The sequence below is a fragment of the Streptomyces sp. NPDC001027 genome (assembly GCF_040299045.1).
In the GTDB taxonomy this organism is placed as follows: domain Bacteria; phylum Actinomycetota; class Actinomycetes; order Streptomycetales; family Streptomycetaceae; genus Streptomyces.
On record NZ_JBEPBI010000003.1, the window covers coordinates 126,333 to 143,311 of the forward strand.

Annotated in this window: 20 protein-coding genes; 12 read left to right on the top strand and 8 right to left on the bottom strand. The window is 73.7% G+C overall.

Annotated elements, in window-relative coordinates:
• Positions 1-44: 44 nt before the first annotated feature.
• The 6 genes from ABT300_RS02380 to ABT300_RS02405 all read left to right on the top strand — a co-directional run bounded on the left by ABT300_RS02380 (position 45) and on the right by ABT300_RS02405 (position 3,343).
• Positions 45-494 (top strand): DoxX family membrane protein, encoded by a 450-nt coding sequence (locus tag ABT300_RS02380; protein WP_351670912.1) that lies wholly within the window; start codon positions 45-47, stop codon positions 492-494.
• Positions 494-922 (top strand): Zn-ribbon domain-containing OB-fold protein, encoded by a 429-nt coding sequence (locus ABT300_RS02385; protein WP_351670915.1) that lies wholly within the window; start codon positions 494-496, stop codon positions 920-922. Before ABT300_RS02380 ends, ABT300_RS02385 begins: the two co-directional genes overlap by 1 nt.
• Positions 923-926: 4 nt before the next feature.
• On the top strand, positions 927-1,583 hold the full coding sequence (locus tag ABT300_RS02390) for a GNAT family N-acetyltransferase (RefSeq protein WP_351670918.1): 657 nt from the start codon (positions 927-929) through the stop codon (positions 1,581-1,583).
• Between the two features lie 51 nt (positions 1,584-1,634).
• On the top strand, positions 1,635-2,492 hold the full coding sequence (locus ABT300_RS02395) for a GNAT family N-acetyltransferase (RefSeq protein ID WP_351670921.1): 858 nt from the start codon (positions 1,635-1,637) through the stop codon (positions 2,490-2,492).
• A gap of 141 nt (positions 2,493-2,633) precedes the next feature.
• Positions 2,634-3,008, top strand: a complete 375-nt coding sequence (locus ABT300_RS02400) for a type II toxin-antitoxin system RelE/ParE family toxin (protein WP_351670924.1) — start codon at positions 2,634-2,636, stop codon at positions 3,006-3,008.
• Complete coding sequence (locus ABT300_RS02405; protein WP_351670926.1) at positions 3,005-3,343, top strand: helix-turn-helix domain-containing protein; 339 nt, start codon at positions 3,005-3,007, stop codon at positions 3,341-3,343. The genes ABT300_RS02400 and ABT300_RS02405 overlap by 4 nt, the downstream gene beginning before the upstream one ends.
• 53 nt (positions 3,344-3,396) lie before the next feature.
• Here ABT300_RS02405 and ABT300_RS02410 read toward each other — a convergent pair whose 3' ends face one another.
• From ABT300_RS02410 to ABT300_RS02420, 3 genes are all read right to left on the bottom strand, one after another.
• The gene (locus tag ABT300_RS02410) at positions 3,397-4,062 is read right to left on the bottom strand and encodes a pyridoxine/pyridoxamine 5'-phosphate oxidase (protein ID WP_351670928.1); all 666 of its coding nucleotides are present in this window, start codon (positions 4,060-4,062) and stop codon (positions 3,397-3,399) included.
• Between the two features lie 15 nt (positions 4,063-4,077).
• Positions 4,078-5,070: an expansin EXLX1 family cellulose-binding protein gene (locus ABT300_RS02415; protein WP_351670930.1), complete on the bottom strand. Its 993-nt coding sequence runs from the start codon at positions 5,068-5,070 to the stop codon at positions 4,078-4,080.
• A gap of 180 nt (positions 5,071-5,250) precedes the next feature.
• The gene (locus tag ABT300_RS02420) at positions 5,251-6,423 is read right to left on the bottom strand and encodes a thiolase C-terminal domain-containing protein (RefSeq protein WP_351670933.1); all 1,173 of its coding nucleotides are present in this window, start codon (positions 6,421-6,423) and stop codon (positions 5,251-5,253) included.
• Positions 6,424-6,502: 79 nt separating this feature from the next.
• On the opposite strand from ABT300_RS02420, the gene ABT300_RS02425 reads away from it, so the two are divergent.
• Entirely contained in the window at positions 6,503-7,720 is a 1,218-nt protein-coding gene (locus ABT300_RS02425; RefSeq protein WP_351670936.1) for an acyl-CoA dehydrogenase family protein, read from the top strand.
• The gene (locus tag ABT300_RS02430) at positions 7,717-8,196 is read left to right on the top strand and encodes a nitroreductase/quinone reductase family protein (protein ID WP_351670939.1); all 480 of its coding nucleotides are present in this window, start codon (positions 7,717-7,719) and stop codon (positions 8,194-8,196) included. The genes ABT300_RS02425 and ABT300_RS02430 overlap by 4 nt, the downstream gene beginning before the upstream one ends.
• 49 nt (positions 8,197-8,245) lie before the next feature.
• Here ABT300_RS02430 and ABT300_RS02435 read toward each other — a convergent pair whose 3' ends face one another.
• Positions 8,246-8,866, bottom strand: a complete 621-nt coding sequence (locus tag ABT300_RS02435; protein ID WP_351670942.1) for a LysE family translocator — start codon at positions 8,864-8,866, stop codon at positions 8,246-8,248.
• An 82-nt stretch (positions 8,867-8,948) separates the two neighbouring features.
• Here ABT300_RS02435 and ABT300_RS02440 point away from each other — a divergent pair, with 82 nt between their 5' ends.
• Entirely contained in the window at positions 8,949-9,401 is a 453-nt protein-coding gene (locus ABT300_RS02440; RefSeq protein WP_351670945.1) for an Lrp/AsnC family transcriptional regulator, read from the top strand.
• A 128-nt stretch (positions 9,402-9,529) separates the two neighbouring features.
• Here the strand turns inward: ABT300_RS02440 and ABT300_RS02445 are convergent, their stop codons facing one another.
• Positions 9,530-10,165 (bottom strand): TetR family transcriptional regulator, encoded by a 636-nt coding sequence (locus ABT300_RS02445; RefSeq protein ID WP_319276355.1) that lies wholly within the window; start codon positions 10,163-10,165, stop codon positions 9,530-9,532.
• Between the two features lie 134 nt (positions 10,166-10,299).
• On the opposite strand from ABT300_RS02445, the gene kbpA reads away from it, so the two are divergent.
• The 3 genes from kbpA (at position 10,300) to ABT300_RS02460 (ending at position 14,386) form a co-directional block, all read left to right on the top strand.
• Positions 10,300-11,022: an AfsK-binding protein KbpA gene (gene kbpA, locus ABT300_RS02450; RefSeq protein ID WP_351670948.1), complete on the top strand. Its 723-nt coding sequence runs from the start codon at positions 10,300-10,302 to the stop codon at positions 11,020-11,022.
• Between the two features lie 177 nt (positions 11,023-11,199).
• Entirely contained in the window at positions 11,200-13,572 is a 2,373-nt protein-coding gene (gene afsK, locus ABT300_RS02455) for a protein serine/threonine kinase AfsK (RefSeq protein ID WP_351670951.1), read from the top strand.
• Between the two features lie 280 nt (positions 13,573-13,852).
• Entirely contained in the window at positions 13,853-14,386 is a 534-nt protein-coding gene (locus ABT300_RS02460; RefSeq protein WP_351670954.1) for a hypothetical protein, read from the top strand.
• Between the two features lie 164 nt (positions 14,387-14,550).
• On the opposite strand, the gene ABT300_RS02465 is transcribed toward ABT300_RS02460, so the two are convergent.
• Genes ABT300_RS02465 through ABT300_RS02475 form a run of 3 tightly spaced genes read right to left on the bottom strand, consistent with a single transcriptional unit; the run spans position 14,551 to position 16,906 of the window.
• The gene (locus ABT300_RS02465) at positions 14,551-15,324 is read right to left on the bottom strand and encodes an enoyl-CoA hydratase/isomerase family protein (protein WP_351670957.1); all 774 of its coding nucleotides are present in this window, start codon (positions 15,322-15,324) and stop codon (positions 14,551-14,553) included.
• Positions 15,321-15,737 carry a Zn-ribbon domain-containing OB-fold protein gene (locus tag ABT300_RS02470; protein WP_351670960.1) on the bottom strand — a complete coding sequence of 139 codons (417 nt, stop codon included), beginning with the start codon at positions 15,735-15,737 and terminating at the stop codon, positions 15,321-15,323. The genes ABT300_RS02465 and ABT300_RS02470 overlap by 4 nt, the downstream gene beginning before the upstream one ends.
• A 23-nt stretch (positions 15,738-15,760) precedes the next feature.
• Positions 15,761-16,906 carry a lipid-transfer protein gene (locus ABT300_RS02475; protein ID WP_351670963.1) on the bottom strand — a complete coding sequence of 382 codons (1,146 nt, stop codon included), beginning with the start codon at positions 16,904-16,906 and terminating at the stop codon, positions 15,761-15,763.
• Positions 16,907-16,979: the final 73 nt, after the last annotated feature.

Here is a 16,979-nt window from a genome sequence, read left to right on the forward strand (position 1 = left end):
CGACGGGGTTCCCGGGGCGCAGTGTCTGACGTACCGTCAGATTCATGGATGCGATCTGGCTCGACGGGGCCGAGTGGACGGCGGTGCTGCGGATCGGGCTCGGGCTGTGGTGGCTGGAGAGCTGGCGGCACAAGGACAAGAAGAGCTGGTTCGAGAGCGGCTCCGGCATCGCCTGGGCGGCGGACGTGGCGGCGAAGCACCGCTGGAGCGCCGTCCGTACCGGCTTCGCCGCGGTGGTGCAGCCGCGCCCGCGCCTCATGGCGTACGTCGTGGTCTACGCGGAACTGGCGCTCGGCCTCGGCCTGATCCTCGGCTTCCTCACCCCGGTCGCCCTGGTCGGGGGCCTGCTGCTCAACCTCCTCTACCTCGTCCTCATGATCCACGACTGGGCCGAGCAGGGGCAGAACTCGATGATGGCGCTGATCTCGGCGGTCGGGCTGGGCGCGATGGCCTGGCAGACGTGGTCCCTGGACAGCGCGCTGGGGTGGTTCTGATGGGCACGCCCGCCCGGTACGACCTGCCCGAGGCCGACGCCTTCACCCGCGTCTACTGGGACGCCGCCGCCGAGGGCCGGCTGCTGATCCGGCGGTGCGGCGCCTGCGCGCGAGCCCACCACTACCCCCGGGAGTTCTGCCCGCACTGCTGGAGCGAGGACGTCACCTGGGAGGAGGCGAGCGGCCGGGCTGCCCTCTACACCTGGTCCGTCGTCCACCGCAACGACCTGCCGCCCTTCGGGGAGCGCACGCCGTACGTCGCGGCGACGGTCGATCTCGCCGAGGGGCCGCGGATGTCGACGGAGCTGGTCGGAGGCGCCGAACCGCGCGCGGGCATGACGCTGACGGTTGCCTTCCGGGACGGGGTGCCGGTGTTCCGGGCGGCGGTTGATGCGCCGCCTGCGCAGGGCCGGGCGGGTGTTCAATGAACGGATGACCGAGATCGAGCCCTCCTCCGTGCCCGCCGCGCCTGTCACGTCACTCGACCCCGCCCCGTCGTCCGCGTCGCACGCGCTGCCCGCCGCGCCCGTCCTCGACGGCCACGGGCTCCGGCTGCGCGTCTGGGACCCGGAGTCCGCCGCCGACGTGGACGCCTGGCTGCGGGGGCTCACCGACCCGGAGTTCATGCGCTGGAACACGCCCCTGCGGGCGGTCGCGGACGTCGCCGGCGCACGGCGGTCCATGGAGGACAAGACGGCCGACGCCGCCGCCGGACGCGCGATGACGTTCTGCGTCACCGACGCGGCCGACGGCACGATCCTCGGACAGGTCGGCGTCAGCGCGATCGAACGCGTGCCGAGCCGCGGCATCGTCGGCTACTGGGTCCTGCCGGAGGCACGGGGCCGGCACGTCGCCACCCGCTCGTTGCTGCTCGCGGCCCGGTGGGCGTTCGCCGAGGTCGGTCTGCACCGGCTGGAGCTGGGCCACGCCCTCGGCCACGGCGCCTCCTGCCGGATCGCCGAGCGCTGCGGATTCCGTCACGAGGGCACCCTGCGCGGGGCGATGTGGGAGGCCGGCCGCCGGGACGCCTTCCGGGACGTCCACGCGCACGGCCGGCTGGCCACCGACCCCGAGCCCGAGTCCCCCTGACGGCGCGGTAATTGACAGGCGGGGAGCGGCCTTCGCGCGCCACGATGGGTCATGCGACCTGACGACTGGCACCTCACCCACGACCTCGACGCGTTCCTCGAGCGCGCCGGCGAATTCCTGCGCTCCCGCCCCGCGCTGCACACGGTCCCGCTGACCGTCGTCGACAGTCTCCGCCGCAGGGGCCCGCACATATACGGTCCGGAGGACCCGCTCTTCGGCACGCTGGACGTGGCCGGTGACGTGCGCGGGGTGTTCTTCCGCACGCCTCCGCACCGGCTCAACCTCACCTCCCTGACGGAGGAGGGGGCCGAAGCCCTCGCCGAGCGGCTGGCCGCCGACGGGCGCCGCTTCCCCGGGATGTCCGCGGACCGCGACACCGCCGCCCTCTTCGCGGCGGCATGGAGCCGCAGGACCGGCGTCGATTCACAGCTCGTCGAGCGGCAACGCCTGTACCGGCTGGGTGAGTTGACGTCCCCCGGAGCGGTTCCGGCGGGCCGGGCGCGGGTTGCCGACGCCGCCGACCGCGACCTGCTGATCCGCTGGCACGACGCGTTCATGGACGACACGGGCGCGCACACCGGCCAGGACGCCGGCGCCTGGGCCGACTCCCGGATCGCCTACGGCGGGATCACCCTCTGGGAGACGCCCGACGGCGCCCCCGTCGCCATGTCCGGCGTCACCCCGGAAGTGGCCGGCCAGGTGCGGGTCGCCCCCGTCTACACCCCGCCCGCCCTGCGCGGCCGTGGTTACGCGGGCGCGGCGACCGTCGAGGTGAGCCGCGCGGCGCAGGCCTCAGGCGCGGCGGAGATCCTCCTGTTCACCGACCTCGCCAACCCGACGAGCAACGGCCTCTACCAGCGCATCGGCTACCGCGAGGTGGCGGACTTCGCGGTGTACGCGTTCGGGTAGGGGGTTTGGGCGTCCGAAGCGAGCGGGGGATGGGGTGGGTGGCTGCCGTGGGGGAACCGCGTCCCGCGCGACGGGTACCCGTATGAGTGACAGGGTACCGAAAGCAGGATCTTCGGCTCTTGGGCTGCATAACTTCCCGGAGTGACCAAGCCGTACGTGATCGAACTGGAGCCGGAAGTGCGCGTCTGGCTGGCGAACCTCTCCCCGCAGCACTACCGGCAGGTGGAGGAAAAGGCCGAACTTCTTGCCCGGTCTCCGACAACTCTGGGGGAACCGCACTCTCGTAGTCTGGGAGAGGGAGTGCGAGAGCTCCGGTTCGTCCTGGGCGGCAATGCCACGAGGGTCACGTACTGGCTGGCTTCCGACCGGCGGATCGTGTTGCTTACCGTCTTCCGGAAGACCAGGATGCGTAAGGAAGCCGAGGTCAAGCGCGCCATCGTGGCGAAGGCACTGTGCGAGGCCGAGCATGGCCCCGCGCATGACGAGTTCGATCGTGAATTCCGGGAGGACCTGTGAGTCATACCCGCTGGAAGCTGTCGCGGGCACGCCGAGCGGCCGAGGGGTATGTCGAGCCGCCGGAGGTTGTCGCGGAGCGGGAGCAGATCCGGCTGGCACTCGCGCTGGGCCAGTTGGTGCACGATCGTCGGGTGGCCCTCGGACTGCCCCGACGAGTCCTGGGCGAGCGGCTCGGGATGACAGATCAGGACGTGGAGACCATCGAGCTCGGCGGACTGCTGCCTCTTACCGCGGATCTGCTGGTGAGGCTGGCCGTGGCGCTGGACGTCACCGTGGATCTGCACGTGGCCTCCGAGGGGCACAACACCGTGGTGTTCGAAGAACGCGCTGCCTGATCTTCGTGTCGCCCCGCTCTCCACGTGCCACCGACCGTTCCTGACCTGCGGACTCAGGGCCACAGTCGGTCGGTGGACCAGGCGTCGCCCGTGCGGCGGTAGCGCAGCCGGGTGTGGCGGCGGGCGGCGTCGCCCTGGAAGAACTCCGCCTCGTCCGGCCGCAGTCGGTACAGCGTCCACGTCGGGGACTTGGCCGCCGGGTGGGCGCGGGCGTGCTCCCAGGCCGCCTCCGACGCGGCCGTCAGCTCCTCCGCCGAGGCCAGGACGTCGCTCTGCCGTCCGGTCAGGGCGGCGGCCAGCGCGCCGGTGGAGCGGGCGTGCAGATCGGCCTGGGCCTCCTCGGAAGGCGCGGACGTCACCGGGCCGCGGACCCGGACCTGACGGCCCAGCACCGGCCAGTAGAAGGTGAGGGCCGCGTACGGGCGGGCGGCGAGCTGACGGCCCTTGCTGCTGGTGGCGTGGGTGGCGAAGGACCAGCCGGCCGCGTCCGCGCCGTGCAGCATGACGATCCGGGCGTCGGGCAGCCCCTCGCCGTCCGAGGTGGACAGGGTCATCGTGTGCGGTTCCCGCTCGCCCGCCGCGACCGCCTGAGCGAACCACTGCGTGAAGAGGGACACCGGGTCGTCGGTGGCCGCCGCCGCGTCGAAGGGCGGCAGCCGCGTCACCTCCGGGTCCCACACCCGCAGCGTCCTCAGCAGTTCATGAAGGTCCTTGGCCATGCACCGAGTATCCGGTCAGTGCCGGGCGAACTGGACCCGGGTCGGCTGCACCGCGTCCGGCCGGACGGCGATCCCCTCGACGGTCAGCCGCTCCCCGTAGACGTCGGTGAGCCGGATCGCGCCGCCGCAGCCGGCGCCGTTCTCGGAGAGGAAGTAGTTGTAGTCGGTGCGCGCCAGCCGGATCCAGGAGCCGCCGCTGCGGACCTCGAGGCGGGCCACCGGGTTGCGGTGGCCGATCGCCTGGATCCCGCACCAGTACTGGCTGGAGCCGATCTTGTAGCGGATCGAGACGGTGTCGGACGTGGCCGGGCTCAGCAGGCTCCACGTGATCGGGATGCGGCCCGCCGCGAGGGGGGCGAGCTTGGCGAAGGCCTGCCGGCTGAGGTCGAGCTGACCGGGTGCGCAGGGCGCCGGGCACTCGTTGGTGATCCGGACCGTGATGGACGCCCCGCCCGCCGCGCGGACGGCCACGTACGCGCCGCACGCCTTCGACGTCTCGTAGTCGGCGGTGTTCATCGCCGCGGTCATCACGTCCGAGGTCGGGCCGAAGGAGCAGGCGCCGCTGCCGTCGCCCGCGTCGTAGGAGGTGGCGACGCCGGTGTAGGAGGCGCCGGGCCGGATCCGTCCGGCGAGCGGCCCCGCCCCGGAGGCCGCCCGGGCGGCGGGCGCGGCGGCCTCCGCCGGGGGCCGCGCGGCCGGGGAGGCCGGGGCGGTCGTCGTTCCGCTCGCGGTCGGGCTCGGGCTCGGGCTCGCGGACGCCGAGGACGAAGCGGACGGCGTCGGCGACGCGGACGTCTTCGCCGTCGTCGGCGTCGCCGACCCGCTCACCCGTACGCCGGCGACGGGCGCGCCGGCCTCCCGCACGTCGTCGCTCCCACCGCCGGGGCGCAGGGCCGCGACCAGGGACACGACGAGCGCGACGGCGGCCACGGCCACCACGGCGACCACGGGGACGCGGACCTTGGGCCGGTCGGGGCGGCGGGAACGGCGGTGCGAGGAAGCTGCCACGGGAGAAGTCCTTACGCGTTTCGGCGGAGCCCGTCCGGCAGACGACCCTCCCGGACGCGAAAGCCTCCGAACACGGAGGCCTCCATCCCCTCAGTGGCCGCCGCCCCACGAAAGGTTGCCGCCCCCGGAGAGATCACCGATCCGGATCTCACCGCCCGCCTCAGTCCCGCCGGCCCCGCCTCAGTCCCGGCCCAGCACCACCGTGCCCGACGAGCAGAACCAGCCGCCGGCGCCGCAGGCCACGCCCAGGCGGGGCAGATCGCCGTCACGGGCGTGCACCTGGCGTGGGCCCGCCTCGCCCCGCAGCTGCCGTACCGCCTCCACCAGCAGGAACAGGCCCCGCATCCCCGGGTGTTGGGCCGACAGGCCGCCTCCGTCGGTGTTGACCGGCAGCGCGCCGCCCTCGACCCGCAGCCGGCCCTTCTCCACGAACGGGCCGCCCTCGCCCTTCGCGCAGAAGCCCAGGTCCTCGAGGGTCACCAGCGTCATGTAGGTGAACGCGTCGTAGATCTGGGCGAAGTCCATCTCGTCCGGACGCAACCCGGCCCGGGCGAAGGCGAGTCGGCCCGCGGTGGCCGCCGGGGAGACCGTGAAGTCCTCCCACTCGGACATCGAGGCGTGCGAGACGTGCTCTCCCGTGCCCAGGATCCACACCGGCGCCGTACGGCAGTCCCGCACGTACTCCTCGGCGGCCAGCAGCACCGCCGCGCCCCCGTCGGAGCGGACGCAGCAGTGCAGCTTGGTGAAGGGGTCCGCGATCACCGGCCCGTCGAGCACCTCGTCGACGGTGACCGGGGTGCGGAACATCGCCTCGGGGTTCAGCGCCGCGTTCGCCCTCGCCTGGACGGCGACCTCCGCCAGCTGCTCGATCGTGGTCCCGTACTGGAGCATGTGGCGGCGGGCCGCCATCGCGTACTTGGCGATCAGGGTGTGCCCGTAGGGCGCCTCGAACTGGAGGGGGCCGCGTGCGCCGAAGGCGAACGTGCCGCTGCGGCGGCCCGCCCTGATGTCGGCCCGGGGCGTCGCGCCGTACGCCAGCAGGACGGCGTTCGCGTGGCCGGCGGCGATCGCGTCGGCGGCGTGCGCCGCCATGACCTCCCAGGTCGCGCCGCCGACCGAGGTGGAGTCGACCCAGGTGGGCCGCAGGCCCAGGTAGTCGGCCAGCTCGACCGGGGCGAGCGTGCCGAGGCCGGCGGAGGCGAAGCCGTCCACCGTCTCCCGCCCGAGCCCCGCGTCCGCCAGCGCCCGGCGGGCCGCCTGTGCGTGCAGGGCGTACGGGGTCGCCTCGTCGACCCGGCCGCAGTCGGAGAGCGCGACGCCGACCACGGCCACGTTCCGGGTCCGCACGGTCATGAAAGGCCACCTTCCTCTGGGCAACTCGCTGCCGAACTCCTAATATGACGGACCGTCAGATCCGTAGGAAGGGGCGGCCATGGACCCCGGCTTCACCGCCGAGCAGGACGAGATCCGCCGCACGCTGCGCGAACTGCTCCACAAACGCTGCGGCCCCGCGGAACTGCGGGCCGCCCTCGACGCCCCGGCCGGGCACGACCTCGCCCTGTGGGCCGCGCTCGCCGAGCAGCTCGGGCTGCCCGGGCTCGCGCTCCCCGAAGCCCACGGCGGGGTCGGCTGCCCCCGCACCGACCTCGCCCTCGCCGCCGAGGAGACCGGCCGGGCCCTGGCGTCGAGCCCGCTGCTCGCGACCTCCGTGCTCGTCGCACCCCTGATCCTCGCCCTCGGCTCCGACGCCCAGCGCGGCGGCCTGCTGCCCCGGATCGCCGACGGCACGCTCACCGCCGCGCTCGCCGTGCCCGCGTCCGCCCTCGCCGAGGCCCTCGCCCTGACCGGACCGGGCGGCGGCGACTGGTCCGGCGGCGGACGGGCGGGCGGAGTGCAGGCCCGCCGCTCGGGAGACGGCTGGCGGCTGTACGGCGAGGCCGCGCAGGTGCTCGACGGACACAGCGCAGGACTGCTGCTCGTCGCCGCGCACACCGGAGGCTTCGTACGGTCGCGGACCCTGCTGTTCCTGGCGCCGGGGGACGCCGCCGGCGTCGTACGGACGCGGCAGACGGCCCTCGACGCCACCCGGCCGCAGGCGCGGGTGCAACTGCGGGACGTGGCCGCCGAGTTGCTGGGCACGGAAGAGGACGACGTGCCCGAGGCCCTTGCCGACGCGGGGGACTTCGCCGCCGCCTTCCTCGCCTGCGAGGCCGTGGGCACGGCCGGACGGGCGCTGGAGCGGACCGTCGAGTACCTCGGGCAGCGGGAGCAGTTCGGGCGGCCGATCGGTTCCTTCCAGGCGGTGCAGCACCGGCTCGCCGATGTGTACGTGCAGATCCAGGCGGCCCGCTCCGCCGCGTACTACGCCGCCTGGGCGGCAGGCGGGGACGGCCAGGGCGGCGGAGGCGGAGCCGGCCGGCGGGAGCGGGTCGGCGGGCTCGCGCTCGCCCAGGCGCTGGAGGCGCTGCGCCGGGCCGCCGCCGAGGGCGTCCAGCTGCACGGCGGCATCGGTTTCACCTGGGAGCACCAGGCGCACCTGTACTTCAAGCGGGCCGCCGGGGACGAGCTGCTGTTCGGGCCCGTGCACCGGCTGCGCGCCCACGCGGCCGAACGGGCCGGACTGTTCGCGGACACGGAGGTGACGGTGTGATCGGCGTCAGAGCGGTGCAGAAGGTGTCCTCGACACGGGCCTTCGCGAAGGTGGCCCCGCACGTCATACCGGCCCTCGACCGGGCCGTGCACCGTCTCACCCGGGGGAAGGTGCTGCTCAGCGCCCAGTTGCTGCCCGGTGTGATCCTCACGGCCACCGGCGCGCGGAGCGGACGGCCGCGGCGCACGCCGCTCGCCTGCATGCCCGAGGAGGGCGGCGGGAGCTGGATCCTCGTCGGCTCCAACTTCGGCCGCACCGGGCATCCGGCCTGGACCGCCAACCTGCTCGCCCACCCCGACGCCGAGATCAGCTGGAAGGGCACGGACATCCCCGTCACGGCCGTGCTGCTGGCGGGGGAGGAGCGGGCGGCGGTGTGGAAGACGCTGCTGACGTTCTGGCCGCCGTACGCCGCCTACCAGGAGCGGGTGGAGCGGGAGATCCGGCTGTTCCGGATCACTCCCCGGCCGCCGACCTGATCCACGCCCCGGCCGTCCTTCTGATCCAGGCGCCGCCCGCGGGCCCGGTTCACAGTGTGGCCAGGCGCTGTACCAGCAGGAACGCGCCGATGCCGAGCATGGCCGCCCCCGAGGTGCGGGTCACCGCGCGGGCCGCCGCCGGGCGGGCGCTCAGCAGCCTGCGGGCCAGGACGCCCACCGTGAGGTAGACGGCCGCGCAGCACGCCATGTGCAGCAGGCCGAGGAGGATCGTCTGCGCGGCCACCGGCAGGCGTCCGGGACCGGAGCCGAGGAACTGGGGCAGGACCGAGAGATAGAGCAGCAGCCCCTTGGGGTTCAGGCCGCTGATGGTCGCCCCGCGCAGGAACACGCGGGGTCCGGCCGCCGCGAGCTCCTCCCCGGCGCCCGGCGTCCCCGGCCGGCGCAGCACGCTCCAGCCCAGCCAGACCAGATAGCCGGCCCCCGCCGCCGTCAGCCCGGTCAGCACCGCGGGCGACCCCGCGACCAGGACCGCCAGGCCAGCCGCGGCCAGCGTCGTGTGCAGCGCGTAGCCGCTCACCAGCCCGCCCACCGCCGCGCCCACCGAGCGGCCGCGCAGCCCGGCGGAGATCACATACGCCCAGTCGGCGCCCGGCACGCACACCAGCAGCAGGTCCACGGCGAGGAAAGAGATCAGGGTTCCCGAGTCCATGGTGGGGACATTAGGCGCGATGCGGCCGAAAGTGTTCCCGATGTTTTCGCGGTCTCTCGCACAATGGGGGAAGATCTGCCACATGGACGACGTGGATCGGAAGATTCTTGCGGAGCTGCAGCAGGACGGGCGGCTGACGGTGACCGAGCTGGCCGCACGGGTGCGGCTGAGCGTCTCGCCGTGTCACCGTCGGCTGCGGGAGCTGGAGCGGTCCGGGGCGATCAGCGGCTACCGGGCGGTGGTGGAGCCGACCGCCGTGGGGCTGACCTTCGAAGCTCTGGTCTTCGTGTCCATGCGGCAGGAGGACCGGGACACGGTCGCCGAGTTCGAGCGGGCGGTGGGCGAGGTGGAGCACGTCCTGGACGCGCAGCGGCTGTTCGGGGAGCCGGACTACCTGCTGCGGGTGGCGACCGCCGACCTCGCGGCCTTCCAGCGGCTCTACGACGAGCGGCTCGCGACGCTGCCGGGCGTGCAGCGGCTGACGTCCACGCTGGTGATGAAGCATGTGGTGAAGGGCCGGGCGCTGCCCGCCTAGCGGCTCGCTCGCGCGCGGCCGGCCGCCGGCGGCCGGAAGGCGCCGCGGAGTGCGGCAGGCGGCAGCTCACCTCGGTGAACCGCCGCCCGGCAGACAGGACGTGACGTGGAGGACAACAGGTCGGCCGGCTACTTCGTCGGCTTCTTGCCGGTGATGCCGAGGTGCACCAACAGGGCCAGGTTCGGCTTGAGTTCAGCCTGCTTCACGCCCCACGACTGGAAGCCCTTCTGGTGCGAGGCGACCGCCGCGAGCATCGCGACGAGCGCGCCGGCCACCGCCGCCGGGTTCACGTCCTTGTCGACCCTGCCCTTGGACTGGAGTTCGGCGACCGCGTCCGACAGGGAGTTGTTCACCGAGTTGAGGATCTTCATCCGGAGCTTGTAGAAACGCTTGTCGCCTTCGGCCGCGCCGAGGTCGACGACCCTGAGGATCGCGTCGTTCTTGCGCCAGAACTCCAGGAAGCCGTCCACGAGTTCCTGGGCGGTCTGCCAGCCCGTCTTGCCGACCCAGGAGCGCCCCTCGACCAGCGCGGTCAACTCGGCGCCCTCGGCGGCCATTTGCTCGGCGATCTCCAGGACGGCGCCCTCGACGTCGGGGAAGTACTGGTAGAACGTCGCGGGCGAAGTGCCTGCCTTCCGGGCGACGTCGATGACCTTGACGTCCCGGTACGGAGAGGAGCTGAGCATCTCGCTGAGGCAGTCGAGCAGCTTCTGCCGCGTCGCCTGCCCGCGTCGACCGGCCACGCGGCCGTCGACGGTACGCACTTGTCCTGTCATGCCGTCAGCTTACCGAGGGGTGATCGGAGCGCGATTCGGCCGACTGCAAATGGGGTGCGAGGGGGAGCGGGGGCGGCTGTGCCTGGTCTGCGGCTTGCGTGAAGCGCCGTTAGTTTGGCTGCATGGCCGAAAACAGGGCATCGGTGTACGCAGAGGGCGTCCCCTGCTGGGTGGACGCGCAGCTCCCCGATGTGGACGCGGGCAAGCGGTTCTACGGTGAACTTTTCGGATGGGACTTCGAGGACGCCTACGGCTCCTCGGTGTGGGCCAGCCTGGACGGCGCCCGGGTCGCCGGGCTCGCCCACAAGACGGACGGGCGGATGCCCACCGTCTGGACGGTCTATTTCGCCACCCCGGACGCGGAGGCGACCGCCCGCCGCATCCAGCGGGCGGGCGGCCAGGTGGTGACGGCGCCGCTCCCGGTCGACGGGGCGGGCGCCGCCGCGCTGGCCGCCGACCCCGAGGGCGCGGTCTTCGGCCTGTGGCAGGCGGCCGGCCACCCCGGCTTCGGCGTGCGGCACCGGCCCGGCGCGTTCGCGTGGGCGCAGCTCTACGCCCGTGACACGGAGGCCGCCAACACCTTCTACGGGCACCTCTTCCACGAGGCGCTGTTCGGCCCGCAGGCCGAGCCCGACTTCGGGCGGGCGCCGGTCGGCGACGTCTTCCCGGAGATCATGCCGGCGCACTTCCTCGTCCACTTCGGCGTGCGGGACTGCGAGGCCGCTCTGGGCGCGGTGAGCCGGCTGGGCGGGCGGGTGCAGGCGGGTCCGTTCACCGCTTCGTACGGAATCGTGGCCGTCGTCACAGACAATCAAGGGGCGTCGTTCGCGCTGCTGCAGCGTTGAGCCGTGTTTTTTGCTCCGATATGAAATGAGACACCCCGATTGCACCTGGGTTCGCAACCGGCCGCCCGGCCAGGAAGAATCAGGGTGCGTGCCGCCATGGCGGTGCGGTGGTGAGACGCTGCACGGGGCCGTGCACACACGTGGGTGGCGCGGCTCGTACGGGGAGGTGGCAGGCAAGTGGTGGATCAGCTGACGCAGCACGATCCTCGGCGGATCGGGCCGTTCGAGGTGCTGGGACGGCTGGGTGCCGGCGGCATGGGGCTGGTCTATCTGGCACGTTCGGCCTCGGGCCGGCGCGTGGCGATCAAGACGGTCCGCACGGAGCTCGCCGAGGACCAGCTCTTCCGCGTGCGCTTCACGCGCGAGGTGGAGGCGGCCCGGGCGGTCTCCGGGTTCTACACGGCCGCCGTCGTCGACGCCGATCCGCGTGCCGCCGTGCCCTGGCTGGCCACCGCGTACGTGCCCGCGCCCTCCCTCGAGGAGATAGTGAACGACTGCGGCCCGATGCCCGCCCAGGCGGTGCGCTGGCTGGCGGCGGGCGTCGCCGAGGCGCTCCAGTCGATCCACGGCGCCGGGCTGGTCCACCGTGACCTGAAACCGTCCAACGTGCTCGTGGTCGAGGACGGTCCCCGGGTGATCGACTTCGGCATCGCGTCCGGTGTCTCGAACACGCGTTTGACGATGACGAACGTGGCCGTCGGCACCCCCGCCTACATGTCGCCGGAGCAGGCCAAGGACTCGCGCAGCGTGACCGGCGCGAGCGACGTCTTCTCGCTGGGCTCGATGCTCGTCTTCGCTGCCACCGGCCACCCGCCCTTCCACGGCGCCAACCCGGTCGAGACCGTCTTCATGCTGCTGCGCGAGGGCCCCGACCTGGAAGGCCTGCCCGACGAGCTGCGCCCGCTCATCGAGTCCTGTATGCAGATGGAGGCGACGGCCCGGCCCAACCCGGCCGACCTCCAGGCCCAGCTTGCCCCCCACCTCTTCGGCTCCGGCTCGGACGACAGCGGCACCGCGTCGGCGTGGCTGCCCGAGAAGGCCGTCGCCCTCATCGAGACGCGCCGCGGCGGCCGTCCCCAGGTGAAGCCCGCGCCCCCGAGCCCCCGCAGCGGCCCGGGCGTCGGAATGACCCGGCCGGCCGTCCCGCCCGTGCCGCCCCCGCCCTCCCACGACCCCGTGGTCCTGTCCCGTCCGGCGCCGGCGCCCGTCGGGGCCCCCGACACCGGCCCGGTCCGGCTGGCGGGCGCGGCGGTGCCGATCGGGCCCGGCCCGCGGGTCGCCGACGTCCGCGCCACGGCCGCCGTGAAGGCGCCGGTGGCCGAGCCCGGCCTGGTCGCCGGCTGGTCCCGCCCGCGCCCCGGGGTCAACGGCGCCGACACCACCGTCCCGGCCCCGCAGACCGCGCCCGCGGAGACCCCGGCGGGCTGGCGGCCCTGGCGGTTCCGCATGTCGAACGACGTGTGGGGCACGCCGTCCGTCGCAGGCGACCTCGTCTACGTCACCTCCTTCGAGGTGCACGCCCTGGACGTGGCGACCGGCCGCCGCCGCTTCAAGACGCGCGACGTGGCCTGGTCGATGGCGGTCGCCGACGGCCGGGTGCACGCCTCCGACGGCCCCACCCTGTTCGCGCTGGACGCCCGCGAGGGCGGCGACCTGTGGCGGCTGTCGACGGACGCCTGGGTGTACTCGCTCAAGGCCGACCGGGGGACGCTCGTCACGGGCACGCGCGGCGGCGGCGTCCAGGGCTGGGAGGCGTCCAGCGGCCACAAGCTCTGGGAGATCACCGGCTGCCAGACCGACTTCGAGTCCCCGGAGGCCGGCCCGGCGCTGCACGACGGCACGGTCTACGTGTGGCAGGACGCCCGGCTCAGAGCCCTGGACGCCCGCACCGGCGAGGAGCGCTGGTCCTACCCGATCGGCGACACGGCCTCCTGCGGCGGCGTCCCGGTCCGCGTGACCCCCGCCCCCGACGGCTACGTCTACCTCTCCGCCGGCACCCGGGTGCTCGCCGTCGACGTGGCGAGCGGCATGGTGCGCTGGCACTTCGAGGCCCCGGCGGTGTTCCTGTCCGCGCCGACCTTCGTGCCCGGGCCGGCGGTCACCGGCGGCGGCGTCTACCTCGCCGACTACCTGGGCACGGTGTACGCGATCGACGCCGTCGACGGCCGCGACCGCTGGCGCATCGCCACCGAGGCCCGGTCCTCCGTCGACCCGGTGCTGGTGGCCGCGGGCCATGTCCACGTCGGCAGCGGCAAGGGGCTCTACACCCTGGACGCGGTGACGGGCACCCCCAAGTGGCGCTTCCAGGCGGGCGGCGACATCGTGGGCGCCCCGGCCGTCGCCGAGGGCCGTATCCACTTCGGCTCCACTGACCATCTGCTGTACACCCTGAAGGCCGACGACGGGCGGCTGCGCTGGAAGCTGGCGACCGGCGGCGAGATCACCGGCTCCCCGGTCGTCCGCGACGGGGTCGTGTACGCGTGCAGCAAGGACCGCTGCGTGTACGCGCTGGACGCCGAGAAGGGCACGGGCACAGCCCGCACGGCCTGACCGCGGCGCCCCCGCCGTGACCCCGTCCGGCCGACCGGCTGAATCCGACCGGCCGGCCCGACCGCCTTGTGCGGCCCGGTCCCGGATCCGGTCCCGGATCCGGCCCCGGCTCATGCGTCCGGGACGGCCGTCGTGCCGGGGGTGCGGAAGGGGTCCGGACGGCGGCCGTCGCTGCGGGGGAGCGGCCCGCCGGTCGCTCTCACCCCGGACGCTACGCCGGAGACCGGCCGGTCGCCATGCGGTGACATGGCCGTGACAGGGTCGCCCTAGGCCGGCGGCCATGGATCGACGGGGGCGCAAACTCAGGTTCACAGCGGGCGCGGTGCTGGTGGTGCTGGCCCTGACCGGCTTCTCCACGAGCCGGGGCCACGGACACAGCAGCGGTCACGGCAGCGGCGGCGGATGCAGCAGCTCCGGCCAGGACCACGACAGCTCGTCGTCGAGCGGCGGCACGTCGGGCTCGCGCTACCGCGACTACGACGACGATGACGACTACACGGGCGGCACGTCCGGCGGCTCCGGCTCCTCGAGCTCGTCCACGACCCGGCGCGACGCCACCGTGAAACTGCTGAGCTGCGCCTCGCCGAGCCGGCCCTACGCCACGGTCGAGGTCACCAACCCGAACGCGACGGGCGGCGGCTTCACCGTGACGGTCGACTTCCTCGACGCCGGTTCCGGCCGCGTCGAGCAACGGAACGAGGACGCCTACGTCGCGGGCGACGAGACGACGACGGTGCGCGTCGACCTGTCCACCCCGTCCGCCGCGGCGAAGATCGACCACTGCAAGCCCCAGCCGACAGCCCCGTCCCGCTGACCGGACGTCCCTCGACGGCCCGACGCCGTCACGTCCGCCCGGGGCCGGCGCCTGCGCCCGACGTGGACCAGGCCCGCGCCCGCGTCGAGGGCATCGCGTACGACTACGACATGACGCCCGAGGCGCGGCCCGGGTGGGACCGGTGGGCCTGCGTGCGCCGGGGCTCAGCGGGTTCGGAATCCTCTGTTCCGGCGGCCGGTGAAGAGCTCGGCCTGCTGGTCGGAGGGCAGGTTGCCCAGGGCGATGAGGTGCGGGGCCTGCGCGAACGCCGTCGCGCGGGCCGCCTCCTTCGCCGACCACAGGGCCCGCACGGTGCCCTGGACGCCGCCCGGCGGATAGCCGGCGACGACCGCGGCGCAGGCCACGGCGGCCGTCAACGCGCCCCCGGCCTCGGTGAGTTCCGAGACGAGGCCGACCTCGTGGGCGCGCCGGGCGGACATCCGTTCCGCGGTGCCCATCAGCATCATCCGGGCGACCTCCCCGTACGGCATCCGCTGCGCGAGCAGCACCGACTCGTACGCGCTGACCATCCCGTAGGCGGTGTGCGGGTCGAAGAACGCGGCGTCGGCCCCCGCGACGACGAACTCGCACTCCCCGAGCAGGTAGTAGGCGCCCCCGCAGGTCATCCCCTCCACCGCGGCGACGACCGGTTTCCACAGGTCGTTCGCCTTGGGGCCGACGGTGAGCAGGGGGTCGTCCTGCATGAAGGGCGAGCCGGGCTGCGGCACCACGGCGTCCCGGTCGATCCCGGTGGAGAACGCCCGGCCGCCCGCACCGGTGAGGACGACGGCCCGCACCGAGTCGTCGAAGCGCAGCGCGCGCCAGATCCGCCGCAGCGCGTCGGCCGTCTCGAGGTCGACGGCGTTGAGCCGCTCCGGCCGGTCGAGGGTGACGACGGCGACCGCGGTCTTCTCGTCGACGTCCAGACGCACGCTCACGGGCGCTCCAGGACCCACTGCGGAAGCCCGTCCGCGTCGAACACGGCCTGCACCCGGGCGCCGATGCGCACCTGGTCGGCCGGGACGGAGCCGAGGGCCGCCCCGGGCTCGCTCACGAGGTTGCCGACCAGCCGGATCCGCGGCGCCTCGGCCAGCTCCACGAGGATCACGACGTAGGGGGCGTGCGCGGCGTAGTCGGGCAGCAGGGGCGGATGCGGGACGACGTAGGACCAGATCCGCCCGCGTCCGGAGGTCGCCCGCCACCGGCTCGCGAACGACCGGCAGTGCGGACAGCAGGGGCGGGGCGGGAAGCGCGGCTCGCCGCAGTCGGCGCAGGCCTGGACCCGCAGTTCGCCTCGTGCGGCGTACTCCCAGAAGGGGGCGCCGTCGGCGTCGGGGACGGGGGTGAGCATCGTGGATCGCCTCCTCGGCGCGTTCAGTTGCGGAGCAGCAGGGCGGACGTCGGGACGCCCTCGCCGGCGGTGACGAGGCAGGTGGCGGCGCCGGGGACCTGGGAGGTGCTGGTGCCGCGCAGCTGTTTGACGCCCTCGTTGATGAGGTTGAAGCCGTGCACGTAGGCCTCGCTGAGCCCGCCGCCGCCGGTGTTCAGGGGCAGCCGTCCGCCGATCTCCAGAGCGCCGCCCTCGGTGAACGCCCCGCCCTCGCCCCGGCCGCAGAAGCCGTAGCCCTCCAGGGAGAGCGGGACCAGGGGCGTGAACGCGTCGTAGATCTGGGCGACGTCGACGTCGTCAGGGGTGAAGTCGGCGTGCTTCCAAAGGTGTCGGGCGGCCGCCCAGGCGGGCCCGGTGAGCGGGTCGTCGTTCCAGTAGTTGACCATGCCGTGGTGCTGCGCGGGCAGGCCCTGGGCGGCGGAGTGGACGAAGACCGGGGGGCGGCGGCAGTCACGCGCCCGCTCGCGGCCGACGATCACACAGGCCAGCGCGCCGTCGGTCTCCAGGCAGTTGTCGTAGAGGCAGAGCGGTTCGCTGATCCACCGGGCGGTCATGTACATCTCGCGGGTGAGCGGCCGGTCGTACATGATCGCGTCCGGGTTCCCGTTGGCCCGGTTGCGGCAGGCGAGCGCGACGTTGAAGAGGTGGTCGCGGGTGGCGCCGTACTCGTGCAGGTAGCGGCGGGCCAGCATGGCTATCTCGTCGGCCGGCCGCAGCAGGCCGAAGGGGCGCGTCCACTGAGCCGGGGTGGGCAGTTGGACGGACGTATTGGTCCACGGGCGCGGCCCGCTGCCCCGCTTGCGCGAGCGCCAGGCGACGCCCACGGTGGCCTGCCCGGCGGCGATGGCGCCGGCGAGGTGCGCGACGGTGGCGCAGGAACCGCCGCCGCCGAAGCCGACCTTGCTGAAGTAGGTCAGGTCCCCGAAGCCGACGGCCTTCGCCAGCTCGACCTCGTCGGTCTCCTCCATGGTGTAGGAGGCGAGGGCGTCGACCTCGCCCGGGTCGATCCCGGCGTCGTCGAGGGCGGCGAGAACGGCCCGGCAGGCGAGGGTGCGCTCCGACTCGGGGAGGTGCTTGGCGAACGCGGTCTGGCCGATGCCGACGACGGCGGTGGCGTCCTTGAGGGTCACGCTGCACGCACCTCCGCGATGCGAAATGGCGGCTGACAGGTCGTCAGGCTACAGCTAATCTGACGGGTAGTCA

Excerpts from the sequence above, each read along its gene's own strand:
- ABT300_RS02380 (WP_351670912.1), top strand. The coding sequence starts at position 45 with ATGGATGCGATCTGGCTCGACGGGGCCGAGTGGACGGCGGTGCTGCGG.
- ABT300_RS02385 (WP_351670915.1), top strand. The coding sequence starts at position 494 with ATGGGCACGCCCGCCCGGTACGACCTGCCCGAGGCCGACGCCTTCACC.
- ABT300_RS02390 (WP_351670918.1), top strand. The coding sequence starts at position 927 with ATGACCGAGATCGAGCCCTCCTCCGTGCCCGCCGCGCCTGTCACGTCA.
- ABT300_RS02395 (WP_351670921.1), top strand. The coding sequence starts at position 1,635 with ATGCGACCTGACGACTGGCACCTCACCCACGACCTCGACGCGTTCCTC.
- ABT300_RS02410 (WP_351670928.1), bottom strand. The coding sequence starts at position 4,062 with ATGGCCAAGGACCTTCATGAACTGCTGAGGACGCTGCGGGTGTGGGAC.
- ABT300_RS02420 (WP_351670933.1), bottom strand. The coding sequence starts at position 6,423 with ATGACCGTGCGGACCCGGAACGTGGCCGTGGTCGGCGTCGCGCTCTCC.
- ABT300_RS02425 (WP_351670936.1), top strand. The coding sequence starts at position 6,503 with ATGGACCCCGGCTTCACCGCCGAGCAGGACGAGATCCGCCGCACGCTG.
- ABT300_RS02435 (WP_351670942.1), bottom strand. The coding sequence starts at position 8,866 with ATGGACTCGGGAACCCTGATCTCTTTCCTCGCCGTGGACCTGCTGCTG.
- ABT300_RS02440 (WP_351670945.1), top strand. The coding sequence starts at position 8,949 with ATGGACGACGTGGATCGGAAGATTCTTGCGGAGCTGCAGCAGGACGGG.
- kbpA (WP_351670948.1), top strand. The coding sequence starts at position 10,300 with ATGGCCGAAAACAGGGCATCGGTGTACGCAGAGGGCGTCCCCTGCTGG.
- ABT300_RS02460 (WP_351670954.1), top strand. The coding sequence starts at position 13,853 with ATGGATCGACGGGGGCGCAAACTCAGGTTCACAGCGGGCGCGGTGCTG.
- ABT300_RS02470 (WP_351670960.1), bottom strand. The coding sequence starts at position 15,737 with ATGCTCACCCCCGTCCCCGACGCCGACGGCGCCCCCTTCTGGGAGTAC.